This is a genomic window from Streptomyces sp. NPDC058092, assembly GCF_042884935.1.
GTDB lineage: Bacteria > Actinomycetota > Actinomycetes > Streptomycetales > Streptomycetaceae > Streptomyces.
In genome coordinates this window covers 70026-89681 of the sequence record NZ_JBHVSY010000030.1, presented here as the reverse complement: position 1 = coordinate 89681, position 19656 = coordinate 70026, and the positions used below count along the sequence as shown (strand labels likewise).

The window sequence follows — 19656 nt, the reverse complement described above, 5'->3', positions numbered from 1 at the left end:
GTGGCACCCGTTCGACCGAACGGGTGCCACCGCGCCGCGGGACCTCTCGAACCGGATGCGGCTGGTGCGGGCGGCGAGGTAGCCGAAGGTGGCGAGCGGGTCCCAGTAGGTCCCCCCCGCTGCTCGGCGACGCCGGTGGGGACGGTCGCATGCTCGGAACAGGTCAGGTGGTGAAAGCCGAGGCGGTCCGCGGCCTCGGCGATCGCCCTGAGCTCCTCGATGCCTGCGGTGGGCTCCCAGGGGGAGTGGGCGCCGGGGACGGCCGTGACGACGGGACCGGTGATTCCGAGTCGCATGGGCACCTCTTTCGTACGGTACGGGAGCTCGCATCCAAACCGGTGAGGCGCGCACCGGGCGGGCCTCGTCCCGGTGGTCGAAGGGCTGCCGCTGGGCGTCCAGTTCGCCGCCGGCCTCGGGGGCGAGGGGCTGCTGCTCTCCCTGGCCGCGCAACTGGAACAGGCCGCGCCCTGGCCGGCGGCGCGGGTCAAGGAGCGACCGGTCACCTGGCGACCTGATATCTGATCAATTCAACGCAAAATGGAACATCTCCATGCTGCTTCCCGCTCGGACGGCACCGTTTGATTGATCAAAAAGGCGGCGGGTTAGCATATGAGCGCCGCCTAGCTCGAAAGATAAATCTGTGACTGTCAATGACGACTCGTTCACCAATTGGAACCACCGCGAGGAGATCGCGGAGTCGATGATCCCGATCATCGGGAAGATGCACCGGGAGCGGGACGTCACGGTCCTGCTGCACAGCCGCTCCTTGGTGAACAAGTCGGTGGTCAGCATCCTCAAGACCCACCGATTCGCCCGGCAGATCGCCGGTGAGGAGCTCTCGGTCACCGAGACCATGCCCTTCCTGCAGGCACTCACCACGCTGGATCTCGGGCCTTCCCAGATCGACATCGGCATGCTCGCCGCGACGTTCAAGACCGACGACCGCGGTCTCTCCGTCGAGGAGTTCACCGCCGAGGCCGTCGCCGGCGCCACGGGTGCCAACAAGATCGAGTGCCCCGAGGGACGCGACGTCGTCCTCTACGGCTTCGGCCGCATCGGCCGCCTCGTCGCCCGACTGCTCATCGAGAAGGCCGGCTCCGGCAACGGGCTGCGGCTGCGCGCCATCGTCGTCCGCGGGGGCGGCGGCCGGGCCGTCGAGGATCTCGTCAAGCGTGCCTCGCTGCTGCGCCGCGACTCGATCCACGGCCAGTTCCAGGGCACGATCACCGTCGACGAGGCGAACAGCACCATCGTCGCCAACGGCAACGAGATCAAGGTGATCTACGCCAACGACCCGTCGGAGGTCGACTACACGGCGTACGGCATCAAGGATGCCATCCTCATCGACAACACCGGCAAGTGGCGCGACCGCGAGGGCCTGTCGAAGCACCTGCGCCCCGGCATCGACAAGGTCGTCCTGACCGCTCCGGGCAAGGGCGACGTCCCCAACATCGTGCACGGCGTCAACCACGATGCGATCAAGTCGGACGAGCAGATCCTGTCCTGCGCCTCCTGCACCACCAACGCGATCGTCCCGCCGCTGAAGGCGATGGCGGACGAGTACGGCGTGCTCCGCGGCCACGTGGAGACCGTTCACTCGTTCACCAATGACCAGAACCTGCTGGACAACTACCACAAGGCCGACCGGCGCGGTCGCTCGGCGCCGCTCAACATGGTCATCACCGAGACCGGTGCCGCTTCCGCCGTCGCCAAGGCGCTGCCCGACCTCGAGGCGCCGATCACCGGCAGCTCGATCCGCGTCCCGGTGCCGGACGTCTCGATCGCGATCCTGAGCCTGCGGCTCGGCCGCGAGACCACCCGCGAAGAGGTCCTCGACTACCTCCGCAATGTGTCGCTGACCTCGCCTCTCAAGCGCCAGATCGACTTCACCACCGCCCCTGACGCGGTGTCGAGCGACTTCATCGGCTCGCGGCACGCCTCGATCGTCGATGCAGGCGCCACCAAGGTCGAGGGCGACAACGCGATCCTCTACCTGTGGTACGACAACGAGTTCGGCTACTCCTGCCAGGTCATCCGCGTCGTCCAGCACGTGTCCGGCGTGGAGTACCCGACCTACCCGGTCCCGCTGGTCTGATCCCGGCGGGAACCTCCGGTCCGGCGTCCCGGCAGGCGGGGCGGCGGTGGGGCGGCGACCGATTCCGACCGGTATCCGGTTGCACTCCCACTGCCACCCGCCGGCCACCGGTGGCGGAACGGCCCGGCCGCCGCCGCACGGCGGTCGCACGATGAGGCGCGCCGGGAGCGCCGCGCCTTCCGGAACATTCCCTGATCGCATTGCTTCGGCGAGAAGCCGCCGAATCGTCTGTGTGACACGGCCCCGCCCGCGAACGGACGGGGCCGCGCCCCGGGGTCTACCGCCCCGTTGCCTCGTGGGGCACCGCGTTCGGCGCCGCGGCGTAACCGGTGGCCCGGGTGGTGAAGGTCCCCCGGCCCTGCGTCCGGCTGCGCAGCCGGGTCGCATAGCCGAAGAGCTCCGCCAGCGGCACGGTCGCGGTGATCACCGACGTGCCGGCCCGCGCGGTCGAGCCCGAGACCCGGCCGCGCCGTGCCGCCAGGTCGCCGAGCACCCCGCCCACGGCGTCGTCCGGCACGGTGACGGTGACCTCCACCACCGGCTCCAGCAGCACCATCGCGCTGTTGCGCAGCGCCTCACGGAGCGCGAGCCGGCCGGCCGTCCGGAACGCCATCTCCGAGGAGTCCTTGGAGTGGGTCGCCCCGTCGGTCAGCGTGACCCGCAGCCCGGTCACCGGGTGACCGCCGAGCGGGCCCTCGGCCAGGGCATCGCGGCAGCCGGCCTCGACCGCCCGCACGTACTCCTGCGGTACCCGGCCGCCGACGACGGCCGACCGGAACACGAAGTCCACCCCGCCGCCGGCATCGTGGTCACCGGCGGCCTCCAGCGGCTCCACGTCGACGACGACATGAGCGAACTGACCGGCGCCGCCGTCCTGCTTGACATGCCGGTACACCAGTCCGGACACGCCGCGGACCACCGTCTCCCGGTGGGCGACCTGCGGCCGGCCGACGCCGACCTCCAGCCCGTGAGCACGGCGGATCTTCTCCACCGCGACCTCCAGATGCAGTTCCCCCATTCCCGACAGCACCGTCTGACCGGTCTCGGAGTCGGTCCGGACCGTCAGCGAAGGGTCCTCCTCGACCAGCCGCGCCAGCGCCGACACCAACCGGTCGGTGTCGATGCTTCTGCGGGCCTCGACCGCCACGGAGACGACCGGATCGGCCACGGAAGGCGGTTCGAGAACCAAGGGCGCCGCCGGTGCGCACAGGGTCGCCCCGGCACGTGCCGCCTTGATCCCGATCACCGCGACGATGTCCCCGGCCACCGCCCGGTCCACGTCCGAGTGCTGTCCGGCCCGGACCCGCAGGATCCGGCCGATCCGCTCGTTGCGCCGCGCGCCCACGTCCAGCACCGCATCCCCCTTCCGGATCGTTCCCGAGTACACACGCAGGTAGGTCAGCCGCCCCGTCGCGGTCGAGTTCACCTTGAACACCAGCGCGGCGAACGGTGCGGCCGGGTCGGCGGGCCGCTCCTGCTCCGCGCCGTCCAGGGTGCCGCGTACCGCCGGCACATCCAGCGGCGAGGGAAGATAGGCCACAACGGCCTCCAGCAGCGGCTCGATGCCGCGGTTGCGGTAGGCCGAACCGCACAGCACCACGACGCCCTCACCGGTACGGGTCAGGTCGCGCAGCGCGGCGGCCAGCGTCCGTGCGGAGACCGTCGACTCCGCACAGAACTCCTCCAATGCCACCTGATGGAGTTCCGCCACGGTCTCCGCCAGCAGCCGACGGCGCCGAAGTGCCTCTTCCCGCAGATCGTCCGGCACCTCCCCCTCCTCGTACGTGCCCCGGCCGTCGGCCCAGACCAGCGACCGCATGCGCAGCAGATCCACCACCCCGGTGAACCCGTCCTCCTTCCCGATGGGCAGCTGCACCACCAGTGGGACCGTGTGCAGCCTCTCGCGTATCGACGCGACCGCCGCGTCGAGGTCGGCCCCGGCACGGTCCAGCTTGTTGACGAAGGCGATCCGGGGCACCCCGTGGCGATCGGCCTGCCGCCACACCGACTCGCTCTGCGGCTCGACCCCCGCGACGGCGTCGAACACCGCGATCGCGCCGTCGAGCACCCGCAGCGAGCGCTCCACCTCGTCGGAGAAGTCGACGTGGCCCGGGGTGTCGATCAGGTTGATCCGGTGACCGTCCCAGTCACAACTCACCGCGGCGGCGAAGATGGTGATGCCCCGGTCGCGTTCCTGCGGATCGAAGTCGGTGACGGTCGTACCGTCATGGACCTCGCCCCGCTTGTGGGTGGTGCCGGTGAGGTAGAGGATCCGTTCGGTGACGGTGGTCTTGCCGGCATCGACGTGGGCGAGGATGCCCAGATTACGAACGCCGGTCAGCGGACTGGTGAGTTGACGGTGCAGTTCGGTACGCACGGTCCATGGCCTTTCGGGATGATCCGGATGCGGGGCGGCGCGATTCCCGGACGAACCGGCCTGTGGTCAGGCCACGCATGAACCCCTGATGCGGCGCACCGCATCGGTGCACGGCCGCCCTGGCGGCCCAACACCTTCGAAACGAGGGTCAGTTGTTCGTCGCGGAGATCCGGTACCGGCCGCGCGGCAGGCACCGGACGCACGAAGACACCAGGATCACCTCGTACCGTGACCGGGGGACGACAACAGCGGTGCGGTAACGCATGGCCGGTCTCCCCTCACTCGTCACGGTGCGCGCCGCGAGGTTGCCGCGGCGTGCGATTCGTGGCGAGTGTAGTGATCCCGGTGCGGGCAGGTCACCGCATTTTCCCCGGATCTGCGAGAAACGGTTCGCGACTGTGCCGAGTCCTGGCGTGACCGACTCGTCGAACTGAGCCACCGCCTGCATGCCGAGCCCGAGCTCGCGTTCGAGGAACACCGTTCCGCCGCGGCGATCGCCGCGCTCGCCGAATCGGCCGGGTTCACCGTGGAGACAGGTGTCGGAGGGCTGCCCACGGCCTTCTCCGCGGGTCCGGGGAACTCGTTCTCGCGTTCTGCGTGGAGTACGACGCGCTGCCCGGGCTGGGCCACGCCTGCGGACACAACGTCAACGGCGCCGCCTCACTGGGTGCGGCCCTCGCACGGGGCCCGGTCGCCGACCGGCTCGGCATCACCGTCAAACCACCCCCGGCGCCGACAGGGCCGTACTCGACGGCGCGATCGCCATGGCATGGACAGCGGTCGGACTCGCCACCGACCCGGTCCAGCGCCACCGGCTCCTGGCCGGGGTCCGTGACCGGGCCACGGCGGTCACCCGGCACGGAGGATCTCGCCCCTCGCTCGTCCATACCGGGCGCCCCGATTCCCCATGTGTCGGGCCCGGGTGGGGCGTTGAAGGCCGCCGCGAATGGTGAAACGATCCCGAGGAGCCGCCGGGACATGGGAAGGATGCGCATCGATGGACGAAGAACACGGCCTTCCGGCCGCGAGGGTGTTCGACGCTCTGGGCGCCGAGTACGAGCGGGCGTTCGCCGAATCGGCCACCCACCACGCCTCGCTGCACCGGCTGTTGGAGCACATCCCACCGCACAGCCGCGTCCTGGACGTGGGCAGCGGAACGGGCCGTCCGACCGCGCAGACCCTGGCCGACGCCGGTCATCAGGTGCTGGGCGTCGATGTCTCGCCCGTCATGGTCGATCTGGCGACCCGGCACGTGCCCGGTGCGACCTTCGTATGCGCCGATATCCGTGAACTTCCCCTGGAGGAGCGGAGTTTCGACGTGGTGTGCTCGTACTTCTCGTTGCTGCAGATGTCCCGCGACGACCAGTCCCGGCTCCTGCGGAGACTGGGGCGACTGCTGCTCCCCGGCGGCGTCCTGGCCGTCGCCACGGTTCCGCTGGACGTGGAGGACGCCGATGTCGTCTTCATGGGGCAGAAGGTGCAGGCGACCAGCTTCGGCGCCGACGCGTTCACCGAACTGGTCGCCGGGGCCGGATTCACGATCCTGTGGGAGCAGAGCGGCCTGTTCACCCCGGCATACGAAGGAGCGGTGGCCGAGCCCCAGTTGTTCCTGCACTGCGAGCGGGTCTGACGTACCGGGCCGGCCCGGTACGCTCTCAGCGCTCGCGCAGCAGCGCCCCGGGCCGTCGCGGCCGACGTACCGCGGGGCGCCGCCGCACCAGAGTGCCCGGGTGTCTGCAGGCGTTCAGCGGGGCCTTCCAGCTGCGAAGCGCCTGCCTGCCGCATCGGCGCCACTGCGCGGGCGAGAGGGGCACGGGCTGCCCGCCCCTGGTGACCATCGCGTTGACCGGTGTCATCGGGTCCGTCGCCATGGTCTTGGCCAGCAGCACGCCGACCACCAACGGGGCCAAGGTCATGGCCAGGGCCGTACCGGCCGTGGTGACATGCTGCATACGGGGGCGGAGCGGTGCGTCAGGGGCCATGGTGGTCATTCGATCAGCGATGGCCCGGTGAGGAATCGGACGACGTACTCAGTCCGGTCGTCCTGTTGTACTCACACCCGGTGTACGACGCCCGCCCCGCCGGCGCGAACGTCCGCCGCGCTCCTACGCGGTGGTGCCGGAACCGGAGCCCGTTCCCGATGCGGCCTTGATTCCCTTGGTGATGTCGTCCATCACGGAGAGCTTCGGCGCCTTGGTATCGATGTCGAAACCGGAGCGGACGACGATCAGCGTGTCCTGGGAGCGGGGGGACGGAAAGGCCAGCGACTGGACGTACCCGTCGTCGCCGCTCTTCGTCACCACCTTCCAGCGCACCAGATAGCCCTGCCCGCCGGCCACGGTGACCGGCTCGGACTTGAGCTCCTGATGCGAGGTGATGCCTCCGTAGATCTTCTCGCCGTAGGACTCCGTGGCGTTGGCCGAGATGTCCTTCGTCGCCGTGGCCTTCGCCGTCGTGGTGTCGAGCTTCAGGGCCTTCGCCGGCATGGAGAACACCCCGCCGCGCACGCACTGCTGGGACGAGTCGCCGGGACAGGCGTACTCGCCCGTGGTCACATCCGCGCCCGCGATCCCCGACTTGCCCGTCCAGCCGTCGGGCACCGGGAGACTGATTCCACTGGCCAGGTCCGTGGCGTAGCCGTCCTCGGTCCCCGGCAGCCGCTGCTCGGGTGCCCCGCTCCCGCCGCCGCCCCCGGGTGCGCCCGGCCCTCGGCCGGGTGCGCCGGAAGGCGCGGTGGACGGGGCTGTGGTCGCGCTCTCCTTCGAATCGCCGGAATTGTCCGACAGCAGAAAGAGGCCGCCCCCGAGGGCGGCGAGAACCACCACACCTGCGGTGATGCCGATACGCATCCGGCGGCGCCGGATCGCGGCGGGCGGCACGCGGAGGTGGTCGGTCCACTGGCTGCCGTCCCACCAGCGCTCGTGAACGGGGCCAATTCCTGTATACCCGGGGTCTGGATGCCAGCCGGGCGGGCTCGTCTGGGTCACGCGGCCCACGGTAGAACGGTTGCGTGAGAATCAGATGAATCCACCGACCGGGCCGGGTGTCTCACGGGACGATCGCGTCGGGCTGCCGTACCTGGTGCGCGGCGGCGCGGCCGTCGTCCCCGGCGGCTTCGACCCGGCCCTGCGCGACCCCCTGTGGGAGGGCGAACGATGAGCGAGAAACCAGCGGTACGGATCGAGCGCGACGGCCCCGTGTTCACGGTGATCCTCAGCCGGGCCGGGGTCCGTAACGCCGTGGACGGCCCGACAGCCGCCCGACTCGCGGACGCCTTCCGCGAGTTCGATGCCGACGCCGATGCGGCCGTCGCCGTGCTGTGGGGCGAGGGCGGTACGTTCTGTGCCGGTGCCGACCTGAAGAGCATCGGTACGGAGCGCGGCAACAAGGTCCTGGCCGAGGGCGACGGACCGATGGGGCCGACCCGTATGAGCCTGGGCAAGCCCGTCATCGCGGCGGTCTCGGGTCACGCCGTGGCCGGGGGGCTGGAGCTGGCCATCTGGTGCGATCTGCGGGTGGCCGAGGACGACGCGGTGTTCGGGGTGTACTGCCGGCGTTGGGGAGTGCCGCTGGTCGACGGCGGAACCGTACGGCTGCCACGCCTGATCGGTGAGAGCAGGGCCATGGACATGATCCTCACCGGGCGCCCCGTCCCGGCCTCGGAGGCGTACGCCATGGGGCTCGCCAACCGGATCGTTCCGACCGGTGAGGCCCGGCGCGCGGCGGAGCAACTCGCCCGGGAAATCGCCGCGTTCCCGCAACTGTGCCTGCGCCACGACCGGCTCTCGACGCGCGAGCAGCATGGCCTGAGCGAGCCGGACGCCCTGGCCGCCGAGTACCGCCACGGCCTGGTGCCGCTCACCGCGGGAGAGACACAGGCGGGTGCCGACCGCTTCGGGGGTGGCGCGGGCCGCCACGGTTCCTTCGGCGACTGAACGCGGCTGAACGGCGGGCGCCGGCGTGATCCCCGAACCACCCAGCCTTTGGTCCGACCATACGTGATGTGTGACATAGTTGGAGATCGGGCGGCAGACGCGAGGGCAACCGGACGATTCCGGCCGAGGCAGGGGGTGACGGATGCCCGTCGAGTGGCAACCCGTACGGCAGTCCCGTACGCATGAACTCGTGCTCCAGAGCATCGAGCAGCGGGTGTTCGCCGGAGAGCTCAGGGCCGGTGACCGGCTGCCGCCCGAGCGTGAGCTCGCGCCGGTGCTCGGGGTCAGCCGGTCCGCGCTGCGTGAGGCGCTGAGGGTGCTGGAGACCATCGGTGTGCTGGTCGCCCAGCCGGGCAGGGGGCCGGACGCCGGGGCGCGGATCGTGCGCAATCCGGACGACGCCCTCGGCAGACTGCTGCGTCTGCACTTCGCCCTCGGCAGTTACAGCCTCCATGACGTCCTGGAGGCGCGCGTCGTGCTGGAGAGGTCGAGCTTCGAGGCGGCCGCGCGGCACGCCACGGCGGAGGATCTCGACGAGGCGGAGGCGCTGGTCGTGCGGATGGGGGAGCCCGATGTCCAGGTCCCCGAGTTCAACGACCTGGACACCCGGTTCCATGTGCACATCGCCCGCAGCTCCGGCAACGAACTGACCTCCACCCTCACCTCCGCCGTCCGCGAGTCGGTGCGCCCGCTGATCCTGCGGGCCCTGGAGCAGGCCGAGGACTGGCCGGGCACGGCCGCCGCGCTCAACGCGGAACACACCGAACTCCTGCGGCTGGTGCGTGCGGGCAAGGGTGTGAACGCCGCCGACCTGGTCGAGCGGCACATCCGCAGCCTCCACGGCACGCTGGTCGACGAGAAGCCCGAGCGGCCGTAGGGGCGGGTCGGGGTGATGGGTGTGGGTCAGGCCGCACGCTCATCAAATGTTGTCAGGGGCATGATCATGCGCTGGCGCGTCGCGCCTCCCTTCATGGTGCGGACGGAGGCTAGTATGGTCTGACCATTAAATGCAGAAGCGATCGGAGAGACCCATGCGCATCGGACTCTTCGCCACCTGTCTGGGAGACACGCTCTTCCCCGAGGCGGTGAAATCGACCGCGGTCCTGCTCGCCCGACTGGGCCACGACGTGGTGTTCCCGCCCGGGCAGACCTGCTGCGGTCAGATGCACGTCAACACCGGATACCAGCGCGAACCCGTGCCACTGGTGCGGAACTTCGCCGAGCAGTTCGGTGACGCGTCGATCGACGCCGTCGTCATGCCGTCCGGATCGTGCGCGGGCTCGGTCCGGCATCAGCACGAGATCGTCGCCGAGCGGTACGGGGACGCGGCGCTGCGCGCGGGGGTCGCCACCGTCAAGGCCAAGACGTACGAGCTGTCGGAGCTCCTCGTCGACGTCCTGGACGTCACCGGCGTCGGCGCGTACTTCCCGCACCGCGTGACGTACCACCCCACCTGCCACTCCCTGCGCATGCTCCGCGTCGGTGAGAAGCCGCTGAAGCTGCTCCGCGCCGTCGACTCCATCGACCTCGTCGAGCTCCCCGAAGCCGACGCCTGCTGCGGGTTCGGCGGCACCTTCGCCGTCAAGAACGCCGAGACGTCGACGGCGATGCTCCAGGACAAGATGCGCAACATCGCCACCACCGGAGCCGATGTCTGCACCGCCGGCGACTCGTCCTGTCTGATGCACATCGGCGGCGGACTCTCGCGCATCGCCTCGGGCACCCGCACCCTGCACCTCGCGCAGATCCTCTCCTCCACCCGCACCTCGCCGTACGTCCCGACGGAGGCCGTCCGATGAGCAGCACCTTCCTCGGCATGCCCGCCACCCCGCCCCGTTCCCCGTACGGGACCGGCAATCTGCGCGGCGACCGGACGTTCCCCGCCGCCGCCCACGACGAACTCCGCAACGAACAACTGCGCCGCAACCTCGGCAGGGCCACCCACACGATCCGCGCCAAACGCCTGAACGTCACCGGTGAACTGCCCGACTGGGAGCAGCTGCGCGACGCCGGTTCGGCCATCAAGACCGACACCATGAACCAGCTCCCCGAACTCCTGGAACAACTGGAGCAGAAGGTCACCGAGCGCGGCGGCACCGTCCACTGGGCGCGCGACGGAGTCGAGGCCAACGAGATCGTCACCCGGCTCGTCGAGGCGACGGGCAGCAGCGACGTCATCAAGGTCAAGTCGATGGCCACCCAGGAGATCGGCCTCAACGAACACCTCGAATCGGCCGGCATCACCCCGTACGAGACGGACCTCGCCGAACTGATCGTGCAGCTCGCGCACGACAAGCCGTCGCACATCCTGGTGCCCGCGATCCACCGCAACCGCGACGAGATCCGGCAGATCTTCCTCAAGGAGATCCCGGGCGTCGACCCGGGCCTCGACAACGTTCCCGCGCATCTCGCCGCCGCGGCCCGCGCCTATCTGCGCGAGAAGTTCATGACGACCAAGGTGGCGGTCTCCGGCGCCAACTTCGGTATCGCCGAGACCGGCACCCTCTGTGTCGTCGAGTCCGAGGGCAACGGCCGCATGTGCCTGACCCTGCCCGACACCCTGATCACCGTCATGGGTATCGAGAAGGTGCTGCCGCGCTATCAGGACCTCGAAGTCTTCCTGCAGTTGCTGCCGCGCTCCTCCACCGGCGAGCGGATGAACCCGTACACCTCGATGTGGACCGGGGTGACACCCGGCGACGGACCGCAGGACTTCCACCTGATCCTGCTCGACAACGGACGCACCGCGGCGCTCGCCGACCGGATCGGGCGCGAGGCCCTCAACTGCATCCGCTGCTCGGCCTGCCTCAACGTCTGCCCGGTGTACGAACGGGCGGGCGGCCACGCGTACGGATCGACGTACCCCGGACCGATCGGTGCGGTCCTCACCCCGCAGCTCGCCGGGATGGACGCGGCCAAGGGCGACCCCAACAGCTCGCTGCCGTACGCCTCCAGCCTCTGCGGCGCCTGCTTCGACGCCTGCCCGGTCAAGATCGACATTCCGTCGCTGCTGGTCGAGCTGCGCCACCAGCACACCGAGCAGTCCGGCACGACGGCAGAGAAGCTGGCGATGAAGGCGGCGGCCGGAGTGATGAAGCGGCCGAAGCTGTTCACGGCCGCACAGAAGGGGGCGGCGATCGGCCGCGTCATCGCCGGGCGGGACGGGAAGATCTCGCATCTGCCACCGCCGTTCAACGGCTGGAGCGACAGCCGCGACACCGCCGCCCCGCCGAAGCAGTCCTTCCGCTCCTGGCTGGCGTCGGCAGAGGGCGCCGCGACGATGCGGGCCGCCGCCGACGAGCACGAGAAGAACAAGAAGCACGAGAAGGACAAGAAGGAGGAGAAGTGACGACCGCTCGCGACACGGTGCTGGGCAGGATCAAGGACGCCCTGGCCCTCGCGCCCACCCCGGACACCACCGTCCCGCGCGCCTACCGCACCGGCCGTACCCTCCCTGACGACGAACGCCTGGACCTCTTCACCGACCGGCTCGTCGACTACAAGGCGCACGTCCACACCTGCACCGCCGACCGCACGGCCGAGACCGTCACCGAAGTGCTGCGGGAGCGCGGGGCCCGGCGGATCGGGGTGCCCGCCGGACTCGACCCGGCGTGGCTCGGCACGTACGACGGTGAGGTCCAGCAGGACTCCGACAGCATCCCGGCACCCCGGCTCGACGCCCTGGACGGCGTCGTCACCGCCTCGGCCGTCAGCTGCGCCGAGACCGGCACGATCTTCCTGGACGGCTCGCCCGACCAGGGGCGGCGGGCGCTGTCCCTCGTCCCCGATCTGCATGTGTGCGTCGTCGACCTGTCGACCGTCGAGGTCGGGGTACCGGAGGCGGTGGCCCGGCTGGTGCCGGAGCGGCCGACGACGCTGATCAGCGGTCCCTCGGCCACGTCCGACATCGAGCTGGAACGGGTGGAGGGTGTGCACGGTCCGCGCACACTGGTGGTGGTGATCCGGACGGACGCGTAGGGGGGCCGGGCGGGGTCGCACGGCTTCCCGGCCGCGCGACCCCGGTGCTCAGCCGTGCGTGACCGTCACCGTCGGCCCGAAGCCGACATGTGTCGTCGCCGCGTCCTGCGCCCAGCGGACGTCCACCGAGTCCCCGTCCGCATGAACCCCGCTCACCACCGCGTCGAGCGGCGCCGCGTCGGGCTCCGCGGTCAGCGAGGCGAGCGCCACCAGCACCACCGTGCCCTCCGCGGCCGCGGACAGCCGGGGTACCACCGCCCAGCGCGTGTATGCCGTGCCCTGCGGAGCCCGTATCTCGTCCCGCGTCTCCCAGCCGTGCAGACCGTGCAGCGCGGAGGCGGCCGTGTCGTCGCGGCCGGTCGCCCAGCCCGTCTGCTCCACCCGGGCCCCGGACGGCGCGCCGACCACCCGGTGCACCCGCAGCTCGTGACGGCCACGCACCACGGTGACGCTCTCCACCCGCATCCCCGGCACCATCGGCGCACCGGACGTGAACACCGGGCGGTGCCAGGACGCGGCCCACCCCCACCCGTCGCCGCCACCCGCGCCCAGCGCGCGGACGACTCGGCGACCGCTGCGCACCCCCGCGACGACCACGGCCAGATGGTTGTCCGCCGTGTTCGCGCTCGACGTGGGGCCGGTCACGGTGGAGTACGACTGACGGCTGTACAGCGGATCGTCCGCCACCCCGGACTCGCCCTCGTGCGGGCGCACATGGTCGCTGCCGTGGTTGTGCAGCCGAACGATCCCGTCCGCCCGGGTGGACTGGACGAGCAGCCCGGGCGCGGGCAGCGCGAGCACCCGGTCGGGGCCCTCGCTGGGCGCGGGCTCCTCGGTCGCCGTCCACAGCGGATGGCGCTCCGGGGCGAGCAGCGCGACGAAGGCCTTGGACGCCCAGTACGGCGAGGCGGGGGCCGAGTAGTTCTGCAGCGTCGCCTCGTGCGGACCGTGCCAGCCCAGGCTCAGCAGCCCGTCCGTACCTGTCGCCCCGCGGTCCAGGAAGTAGCGCAGGGACCCGTTGATCACCCGACGCGAGGTGCCCGGCGTGAGCGGGGTGTGCCCGGTGACGGCGCCGAGCGCGACCGACGAGGCGGCCGCGAAGCGGTACGTGAGCGAGCGGCCGAAGTGGATCGGCGCACCGTCGCCGCCGAACAGCAGCGAGAAGCCCTCCAGGTGCTCGCGCAGCCGGCCGCCGTAGTGCGCGGACAGCTCGGCGTCGCCCGACAGATGCGCGTCCAGTACGGGATAGAGATGCAGCGCCCAGCCGTTGTAGTGGTCGAAGGCGCGGCCGTCGCCGTCCGCGTACCAGCCGTCTCCGCGGTACCAGCCCTCCAGCAGGTCGAGGGCACGCTCCTTCGCGCGTGCCGTCTCCGCGTCGCCGCGGCCCACGGATTCGAGGAACGCGGCCACGGAGTAGGGAAACAGGTACCAGTTGTTGGGGGAGGGGGTGTGCCGCAGCGCGTCGCGCAGCCACTCCTCCGCGCGGTCCCGCACACCGGACTCCAGGCGGTCCCAGAGCCACGGCCGGGTGAGCCGCAGTCCGATGGCGACCGACGCGGACTCGACCATCGGCTGGCCGAAGACGGAGTGGTCGCGGATCAGCGGCCACGACTCGGCATCGTCCCGGCCGGGCGTACGGGTGCCGGCCGTGAGGCCGTCGGCGTACCGGTCGAGCCAGCCGTGCGGGTCCTTGCCGTCCGCGCCCGCCACCCGGAAGGCGGCGGCGAGGAACGTACGCGCGTACCCCTCCAGACCGTCGGAACGCACCCCGGACGCGGACGGCCTGCCCGGCAGGTCCAGCAGCGCACCGCCCGGAGTGGCCCATTTCCAGGCGGCCTTGAGCAGCCCGTCGGCCGCGGCCTCCCAGTGCGCACGGGTGTAGCCGGTGCGCGGGCTCAACACCAGGTCGTCGGCGGGGAGTTCGAGGGGAGAAACAGGGTGTGGTGCGGTCATGCGAGGAATGCCAGCCTTTCGCGTCGTACGGGATGGGCGAATCCGTCACCCGCGGCCCAGCGGCCGGCCTCGCCGACCGCCAGATCGACCAGTCGCCGCCACTCGTTGCCCTGGGAGCCTGCGAGGTGCGGGGTGATCAATGCGTTGTCGCACTCCCAGAGCGGGTGTGCGGCGGGCAGTGTGTCGGGCTCCGTGACGTCGAGGATCGCCCGGATCCGGTTCTGCCGGAGTACGTCGGTGAGCGCGTCCTGGTCGATGACGGCGCCCCGTGAGGTGTTGATGAGCACGCCGTCCGGGCGCATCGAGGCGAGCAGTTCACGGCTGACGAGCCCGCGGGTGGCCGGCAGCAGCGGGGTATGGACGCTCACCACGTCGCTGCGCGCGAACAGTTCACCGAGGCCGACGGGCCGGACGCCGAGCGCGGCGGCCTCCGCTTCGCAGACGTACGGGTCGTGGAGCAGCACCGGCAGGTCGTACGGCCGCAGCAGCTCGATGACGCGCCGGCCGATCAGCGAGGCGGACAGAATCCCGACGGTGCGGCCGTAGTTCCCGACCTCGGTCGAGGTGGCGAGCGCGTCGTCGCGGCGGCGCTTTGTCCGGTAGCCGCGGGCCCGCTCCAGCGCACGCTTGCCGGAGAGCAGGATCATCGCGACGGTGTACTCGGCCACCGGCAGGGCGTTCGCTGCGGCTGCCGACGACACCTCGATGCCGCGTTCCCAGCAGGCCTCGGTGATGTGTCCGCGGATGGAGCCCGCGGTGTGGACGACGGCGCGCAGGTGCGGCGCCGCGTCCAGGGCGGCAGCGTCGAGCGGCGGACAGCCCCAGCCGGTGACCAGGACTTCTACCCCCGCCAGCACGGCGCGGGCCCGGTCGGTGGCGAAGTCGTCGAGAACGGGCAGCGGCGCGAGGTCGCACACCTCGCCGAGCGCGGCCAGGGACCGGGCGTCGAGGAGCGCGGACGCGGCCTCCGGCTTCATGGCGGCAGCCGCGCGTGGCCGGTTCCCGGTGACGGGGGCGGTGGGGGCGGTGCTGGGCATCTTTCTCCTGGTACGGGGGTGGAGGGTGGTGGCCCGGCTACTTGACGGCGCCCGCGGTGAGCCCCTGTCATTCGATGAACTCCGGGGCGGCCTCAGGGTGTTCGCTGCTCGCCGTGACCGCGAAGGTGGACCCGCCGTGGGTGCCGAGCGCGGAATCGGAGTCCGGCTGGAGGTCGACCTGGACGGTGTCGCGGGTACGGTTGAACGCGTCCACCACCTCCTGGCTGTCGCGCAGGGCGGACCAGAAGGTGATGTGCGTAGCGTTCCTGCCGGCCTTGTCGCCTGTGCTGCTGATGATGCTCGTGCTGCCCGATCCTGATGACCCACCGCTGCCGCCGCAGGCGCTGAGCGCGGCTGTCAGAGGCAGGGCGACGATCGTGGCGAGCACGGATCGACGGCTCCGTCGACCGGGCATGTACGCCTCCCGCGGCTCCTGAATCGGGTCACGAGGAATCCTGATCGGCTGATCGGTTCGGGTCAATAGATCGCTCAGAAGAAAATCAAAGCGGTCAAACGCTCACTCGGTGGCAGAGGGCGGCACCTGCGCGGATCCGCGCACCTCGAGCGTGGGCAGCAGCTCCGTACGGCGCACCGGACCGCTCGCTCCCGCGGCCCCGGACAGTCGGTGGAGCAGCAGCTCGGCGGCGGCCCGCCCGATCGCCGCCTTCGGCGGCGCCACAGCCGTCAGCGGTGTGCTGCCGAGTGCCGCGACCACGTCGTCGTACGCCACCACCGAGCAGTCCCGCGGCACGTCGACACCGCTCTCCGCCAGCCGTTGCACCAGCATCAGCGCGTCCACGTCGCCGTGCAGCAGGGCCGCCGTCGCGCCCCTCTCCCGCAGGAGAGCGGCGAGGTCGAGGGCGGTACGGGCGTCGGACGCGGGAGCGGGCAGGACGGCGGCTCCCGCAGCCGGCGCGTCGGGGGCGGGGCCGGGCACCGCGTCCGGGGAGCTCAGCACCACCGTCCAGTCCTCCACCTCCGGACGGGCCGCGGCGATCTCGGCGAACGCCGCACGGATACTGCGCGCCGTCGGACTGTCGTCGCGGGCGGCCAGCACGATGCGCCGGTGCCCCAGCGACACCAGATGCTCCACGGCCAGATGCGTCCCGTACCAGTGATCGGAACACACGGAGTCCAGGGCGTGCAGCGCGCTGCCCGGCCGCGGGCGCCGTTCCATCAGCACGGTCGGCACCCCCACGTCCGCCAGCCAGCCGTAATCCAGCTCCTCCGAGCGCGCGTTGCGCCAGCGGGGCGCGATCAGCAGCCCGCGCGCCCCGTCCGCCAGCGCCCGCTCCACCAGCGCACGTTCCGCGCCGGCCGACTGGTGCGCGATGTGCAGCGCGATCCGTATCCCGGACTCCTCCAGGACGGTCCGGGCACCGTGCAACGTCTCGTACAGGTACGTGTGCCGATCCGGGACGACGAGGGCGACCGCCCCGCCGTTCCCGGCGGGTTCGTCGCCCCGCGGCGCCGGGACCGCGGGGGCCGGCTGCGCCTCCCCCAGCGCCCGGGCCACCCCGTGCCCGCGCCGCAGCCGTCCGGCCCGGGCCAGTTCCTCGACGTCCCGCCGGACCGTGACCACCGAGACGTCCAGCTCGGCCGCGAGCGCACTGACCTTGACGGCGCCGCGCGACTCCACCACCGCCAGGATTCGCTGTCGCCTGATCTCAACCGGCTCCCGCATCGCTGTGGCCCCCTCGCCGTACCGCCGCGCGTTGTGCGTTTGAACGCTTCCTGTGAGCGCTTGGGGCGCAGCATAGCGATCACCCCTCCGCTGTACAGGTGCGGGAACCGTCCCGTACGCCCCACCGATCCCAGAAGGCACTGTTGCCGGCCTTGCGCAACGGCACCTGACGTCAACGAACTTGAGACCGGCAGTGGAGGGGAGGGGCATATGCACTGGACCCCGACGACCGACGACCCGCCCACGGGCCGGCCGTCCCTCGCGGTCGACTCCCCACTGCAATGAATCGCACCGAACCTCGTCGGCCCCGGCGGGGACGCCCCGCTCCGCGGGCGCTTCAGCCTGCGCACCACCCGGAGACTCCACGCGCCGCTGCTCGTCGTCCGCCAGGACGGCCGGGTGCTCCAGGCAGCGGCTGCTGCTGTCGGCCGTACCGGGCCGTCGGTCCGGCTGAGCGCCGACTGGCTCGACCGGGTCGATCCGCACGGTGCGAGCGTGCGGATCGCGGTGCGCTGACCGTACGTCAGGGAATAAGTAGCCAGTCGGAACCGATCGCCGCCAGCAGGCCGATCCCCAGCAGCCAACTGCCCAGCCGCGTACGGCCGTTCCTGCTGAGTTCGATCACGATCCCGCACAGGATCAGCGCGAGTCCGTACACCCCGACCACCAGCACGGACGACCGGCTGGCGATCCGCAACGCGAGTACGACCGCCATCGCCGCCATGCCGACCGACGAGAGGACGATGCGCAGCCGTCTCGCCTGACGCGGCGTCAACCGTCGTTCTTCGGCCTCGGAGACGACCTCGGGGACGGTCTCCGGAACTGTCGCGGGCTCGGTCTCCGAGGCGGCCTCGGAGGCAGCCTCCGCGAGGATATCGGTATCGCCCTCGGCCTCGGAAGCCGTCTCGGAAGCCGTCTTGGGAGCGGCTATCGGGGTGTCCACGGCCTGGTCCTGGTCAGAAGTGCTCATGACGCCGGATCGTAATGGCTGCGGGCGGCCCTGTTCACCGCTCCGTACGTCCGGTGGTGAAACCGACGTAGGTGGTGACGGAGGCGGTGACGTAGGTTCGGTGCATGCCCGGCCACCTCCTGATCCTCGGCGGAACGACCGAAGCCCGACAGCTCGCCGCGGAGCTGACCGGGCCCGGCGGCGACGCGACGACGCGCATCACCACCTCGCTGGCCGGCCGGGTCGCCCGGCCCCGGATGCCCGTCGGCGACGTACGCGTCGGCGGCTTCGGCGGCCCCGAGGGCCTCGCCGACTGGCTGCGCACCCACGGCGTGGACACCGTCGTCGACGCCACCCACCCGTTCGCCGACACCATCAGCGCCAACGCCGCCATGGCCGCGAAGGCCACCGGTACCCGGTTGTTCGCGCTGCGCCGCCCGGGCTGGACGACCGGCCCCGGCGACCGCTGGCACCCGGCCGACGACCTCACGCACGCCGCCGTACGACTGCCCGCCCTGGGCCGTCGGATCTTCCTCACCACCGGCCGCCTGGGTCTGGCCGCCTTCGCCACCGCGCCCGGAGCGGACCGGCTCCACTTCCTCGTACGATCCGTGGAACCCCCCGAGCCCCCGCTGCCCCGGCACACCGACGTACTCCTCGACCGCGGCCCGTACACCGTCGAAGGAGAGACGGCGCTGCTGCGCGACCACGCCATCGACGTCCTCGTCACCAAGGACAGCGGAGGCCCCGCCACCGCGGCGAAACTCACCGCGGCCAGGAACCTCGGTCTGCCCGTGGTCGTGGTCCGCCGCCCGCCACCGCCCGACGGTGTGCCCGTCGTGCACGACGTGCCGTCCGCGCTCCAACTGCTGGGCCGGGACGGCCGATTCAGCCGCGACGCAGCAGATACGTATCCATGATCCAGCCCTTGCGGGCGCGCGCCTCGGCCCGCAGCTCCTCGATCCGGTCCGACACCTCGGCGAGGCGACCGGAGACCAGGATCTCGTCCTCGGTCCCCACGTACGCGCCCCAGAAGATGAAGAGGTCCTGGTCGAGATGGCGGGTGAACGCCTGCCGCGCGTCGAGCATCACCACCACGTCGTCGACCCCCTCGGGCCAGCCCTCGGCCAGCCGCCGGCCCGTAGTGATCTGCACCGGACGCGCCACCCGGTTCAGCCCCGTCCGGTGCTTGGCCAGCAGCGCGGAGACGCTGCTGATCCCGGGAACCACCTCGTGGTCGAAGGCGACCGCACCCCGGTCGAGGATCTCTTCGAGGATGCCGAGCGTGGAGTCGTACAGTGCGGGATCGCCCCACACCAGGAACGCCCCGCACTCGTCCTCGCCGAGATCCTCCGCGATGAACCGCTCGTACAGATCCGCGCGGCGCCTGCGCCAGTCGTCCACCGCGGGTGAGTAGTCCGACGTCCTGCGGTCCCGCTCCGGATCCCGCGCCTCGACGAGGCGGTACGCGGTGTTCTCCACATGCGCATCGAGGATGTCCCGCCGCAGCCCGGTCAGATCGGACTTCTCCTCACCCTTGTCGAGAATGAAGAACGCATCCGCCCTGTTCAGCGCCTTGACGGCCTGCAAGGTCAGATGGTCGGGGTCGCCCGCGCCGATGCCGATGACATAGATCTTTCTCACCGTA

19 protein-coding genes and 1 pseudogene are annotated in these 19656 nt (G+C 71.1%); 10 read left to right on the top strand and 10 right to left on the bottom strand.

The genetic code is table 11. The annotated features are described in order from the left end of the window. Positions 1-296: pseudogene (locus tag ACFVV1_RS34895) on the bottom strand (hypothetical protein); the annotation flags it as partial. Between the two features lie 73 nt (positions 297-369). Here ACFVV1_RS34895 and ACFVV1_RS34890 point away from each other — a divergent pair. Together ACFVV1_RS34890 and ACFVV1_RS34885 are read left to right on the top strand one after the other, a co-directional pair. Then, entirely contained in the window at positions 370-522 is a 153-nt protein-coding gene (locus ACFVV1_RS34890) for a hypothetical protein (protein WP_389997881.1), read from the top strand. A 118-nt stretch (positions 523-640) separates the two neighbouring features. Next, positions 641-2095, top strand: a complete 1455-nt coding sequence (locus ACFVV1_RS34885; protein WP_389997879.1) for a glyceraldehyde-3-phosphate dehydrogenase — start codon at positions 641-643, stop codon at positions 2093-2095. Between the two features lie 277 nt (positions 2096-2372). On the opposite strand, the gene fusA is transcribed toward ACFVV1_RS34885, so the two are convergent. Then, on the bottom strand, positions 2373-4472 hold the full coding sequence (gene fusA / locus ACFVV1_RS34880; RefSeq protein ID WP_389997876.1) for an elongation factor G: 2100 nt from the start codon (positions 4470-4472) through the stop codon (positions 2373-2375). 997 nt (positions 4473-5469) lie between these two features. Here fusA and ACFVV1_RS34875 point away from each other — a divergent pair. Beyond that, entirely contained in the window at positions 5470-6102 is a 633-nt protein-coding gene (locus ACFVV1_RS34875; protein WP_389997873.1) for a class I SAM-dependent methyltransferase, read from the top strand. A 25-nt stretch (positions 6103-6127) separates the two neighbouring features. On the opposite strand, the gene ACFVV1_RS34870 is transcribed toward ACFVV1_RS34875, so the two are convergent. Both ACFVV1_RS34870 and ACFVV1_RS34865 read right to left on the bottom strand, forming a co-directional pair. Beyond that, entirely contained in the window at positions 6128-6454 is a 327-nt protein-coding gene (locus ACFVV1_RS34870) for a hypothetical protein (protein ID WP_389997870.1), read from the bottom strand. 123 nt (positions 6455-6577) lie between these two features. Then, complete coding sequence (locus ACFVV1_RS34865; protein WP_389997868.1) at positions 6578-7459, bottom strand: DUF2510 domain-containing protein; 882 nt, start codon at positions 7457-7459, stop codon at positions 6578-6580. A gap of 34 nt (positions 7460-7493) precedes the next feature. On the opposite strand from ACFVV1_RS34865, the gene ACFVV1_RS34860 reads away from it, so the two are divergent. The 6 genes from ACFVV1_RS34860 to ACFVV1_RS34835 all read left to right on the top strand — a co-directional run bounded on the left by ACFVV1_RS34860 (position 7494) and on the right by ACFVV1_RS34835 (position 12385). Continuing rightward, a complete protein-coding gene (locus ACFVV1_RS34860) occupies positions 7494-7631 on the top strand; it encodes a hypothetical protein (RefSeq protein WP_389997865.1) in 138 nt (45 codons plus the stop codon). Next, positions 7628-8407 carry a crotonase/enoyl-CoA hydratase family protein gene (locus ACFVV1_RS34855; RefSeq protein ID WP_389997863.1) on the top strand — a complete coding sequence of 260 codons (780 nt, stop codon included), beginning with the start codon at positions 7628-7630 and terminating at the stop codon, positions 8405-8407. The genes ACFVV1_RS34860 and ACFVV1_RS34855 overlap by 4 nt, the downstream gene beginning before the upstream one ends. A gap of 142 nt (positions 8408-8549) precedes the next feature. Continuing rightward, on the top strand, positions 8550-9284 hold the full coding sequence (locus ACFVV1_RS34850; RefSeq protein WP_389997860.1) for a FadR/GntR family transcriptional regulator: 735 nt from the start codon (positions 8550-8552) through the stop codon (positions 9282-9284). A 154-nt stretch (positions 9285-9438) separates the two neighbouring features. Further along, positions 9439-10206: a (Fe-S)-binding protein gene (locus ACFVV1_RS34845; RefSeq protein WP_389997858.1), complete on the top strand. Its 768-nt coding sequence runs from the start codon at positions 9439-9441 to the stop codon at positions 10204-10206. Then, positions 10203-11756 carry a lactate utilization protein B gene (locus ACFVV1_RS34840; protein ID WP_389997855.1) on the top strand — a complete coding sequence of 518 codons (1554 nt, stop codon included), beginning with the start codon at positions 10203-10205 and terminating at the stop codon, positions 11754-11756. Before ACFVV1_RS34845 ends, ACFVV1_RS34840 begins: the two co-directional genes overlap by 4 nt. Continuing rightward, positions 11753-12385, top strand: coding sequence for a lactate utilization protein C (locus ACFVV1_RS34835; RefSeq protein ID WP_389997852.1), 633 nt, complete (start codon positions 11753-11755; stop codon positions 12383-12385). The genes ACFVV1_RS34840 and ACFVV1_RS34835 overlap by 4 nt, the downstream gene beginning before the upstream one ends. A 48-nt stretch (positions 12386-12433) precedes the next feature. Here the strand turns inward: ACFVV1_RS34835 and ACFVV1_RS34830 are convergent, their stop codons facing one another. From ACFVV1_RS34830 to ACFVV1_RS34810, 5 genes are all read right to left on the bottom strand, one after another. After that, a complete protein-coding gene (locus ACFVV1_RS34830; RefSeq protein ID WP_389997850.1) occupies positions 12434-14338 on the bottom strand; it encodes a DUF2264 domain-containing protein in 1905 nt (634 codons plus the stop codon). After that, positions 14335-15375 (bottom strand): hydroxyacid dehydrogenase, encoded by a 1041-nt coding sequence (locus ACFVV1_RS34825; RefSeq protein ID WP_389997847.1) that lies wholly within the window; start codon positions 15373-15375, stop codon positions 14335-14337. Before ACFVV1_RS34825 ends, ACFVV1_RS34830 begins: the two co-directional genes overlap by 4 nt. Positions 15376-15442: 67 nt before the next feature. Continuing rightward, on the bottom strand, positions 15443-15763 hold the full coding sequence (locus ACFVV1_RS34820; RefSeq protein ID WP_389997844.1) for a hypothetical protein: 321 nt from the start codon (positions 15761-15763) through the stop codon (positions 15443-15445). Between the two features lie 129 nt (positions 15764-15892). Then, positions 15893-17059, bottom strand: a complete 1167-nt coding sequence (locus ACFVV1_RS34815; RefSeq protein ID WP_389997841.1) for a substrate-binding domain-containing protein — start codon at positions 17057-17059, stop codon at positions 15893-15895. A 523-nt stretch (positions 17060-17582) separates the two neighbouring features. Further along, positions 17583-18029, bottom strand: a complete 447-nt coding sequence (locus ACFVV1_RS34810; RefSeq protein ID WP_389997839.1) for a hypothetical protein — start codon at positions 18027-18029, stop codon at positions 17583-17585. Between the two features lie 104 nt (positions 18030-18133). Between ACFVV1_RS34810 and ACFVV1_RS34805 the strand changes: the two genes are divergently transcribed. Further along, positions 18134-18928, top strand: coding sequence for a cobalt-precorrin-6A reductase (locus ACFVV1_RS34805; RefSeq protein WP_389997836.1), 795 nt, complete (start codon positions 18134-18136; stop codon positions 18926-18928). On the opposite strand, the gene cobF is transcribed toward ACFVV1_RS34805, so the two are convergent. Beyond that, positions 18897-19652, bottom strand: a complete 756-nt coding sequence (cobF, locus tag ACFVV1_RS34800; protein ID WP_389997833.1) for a precorrin-6A synthase (deacetylating) — start codon at positions 19650-19652, stop codon at positions 18897-18899. The genes ACFVV1_RS34805 and cobF overlap by 32 nt on opposite strands. Positions 19653-19656 lie beyond the last annotated feature (4 nt).

What these genes read in the sequence shown, in the direction of transcription:
- ACFVV1_RS34875 (WP_389997873.1), top strand. Translation starts at nt 5,470, where the DNA reads ATGGACGAAGAACACGGCCTTCCGGCCGCGAGGGTGTTCGACGCTCTG.
- ACFVV1_RS34870 (WP_389997870.1), bottom strand. Translation starts at nt 6,454, where the DNA reads ATGGCCCCTGACGCACCGCTCCGCCCCCGTATGCAGCATGTCACCACG.
- ACFVV1_RS34860 (WP_389997865.1), top strand. Translation starts at nt 7,494, where the DNA reads ATGAATCCACCGACCGGGCCGGGTGTCTCACGGGACGATCGCGTCGGG.
- ACFVV1_RS34855 (WP_389997863.1), top strand. Translation starts at nt 7,628, where the DNA reads ATGAGCGAGAAACCAGCGGTACGGATCGAGCGCGACGGCCCCGTGTTC.
- ACFVV1_RS34850 (WP_389997860.1), top strand. Translation starts at nt 8,550, where the DNA reads ATGCCCGTCGAGTGGCAACCCGTACGGCAGTCCCGTACGCATGAACTC.
- ACFVV1_RS34845 (WP_389997858.1), top strand. Translation starts at nt 9,439, where the DNA reads ATGCGCATCGGACTCTTCGCCACCTGTCTGGGAGACACGCTCTTCCCC.
- ACFVV1_RS34840 (WP_389997855.1), top strand. Translation starts at nt 10,203, where the DNA reads ATGAGCAGCACCTTCCTCGGCATGCCCGCCACCCCGCCCCGTTCCCCG.
- ACFVV1_RS34830 (WP_389997850.1), bottom strand. Translation starts at nt 14,338, where the DNA reads ATGACCGCACCACACCCTGTTTCTCCCCTCGAACTCCCCGCCGACGAC.
- ACFVV1_RS34825 (WP_389997847.1), bottom strand. Translation starts at nt 15,375, where the DNA reads ATGCCCAGCACCGCCCCCACCGCCCCCGTCACCGGGAACCGGCCACGC.
- ACFVV1_RS34815 (WP_389997841.1), bottom strand. Translation starts at nt 17,059, where the DNA reads ATGCGGGAGCCGGTTGAGATCAGGCGACAGCGAATCCTGGCGGTGGTG.
- ACFVV1_RS34810 (WP_389997839.1), bottom strand. Translation starts at nt 18,029, where the DNA reads ATGAGCACTTCTGACCAGGACCAGGCCGTGGACACCCCGATAGCCGCT.
- ACFVV1_RS34805 (WP_389997836.1), top strand. Translation starts at nt 18,134, where the DNA reads ATGCCCGGCCACCTCCTGATCCTCGGCGGAACGACCGAAGCCCGACAG.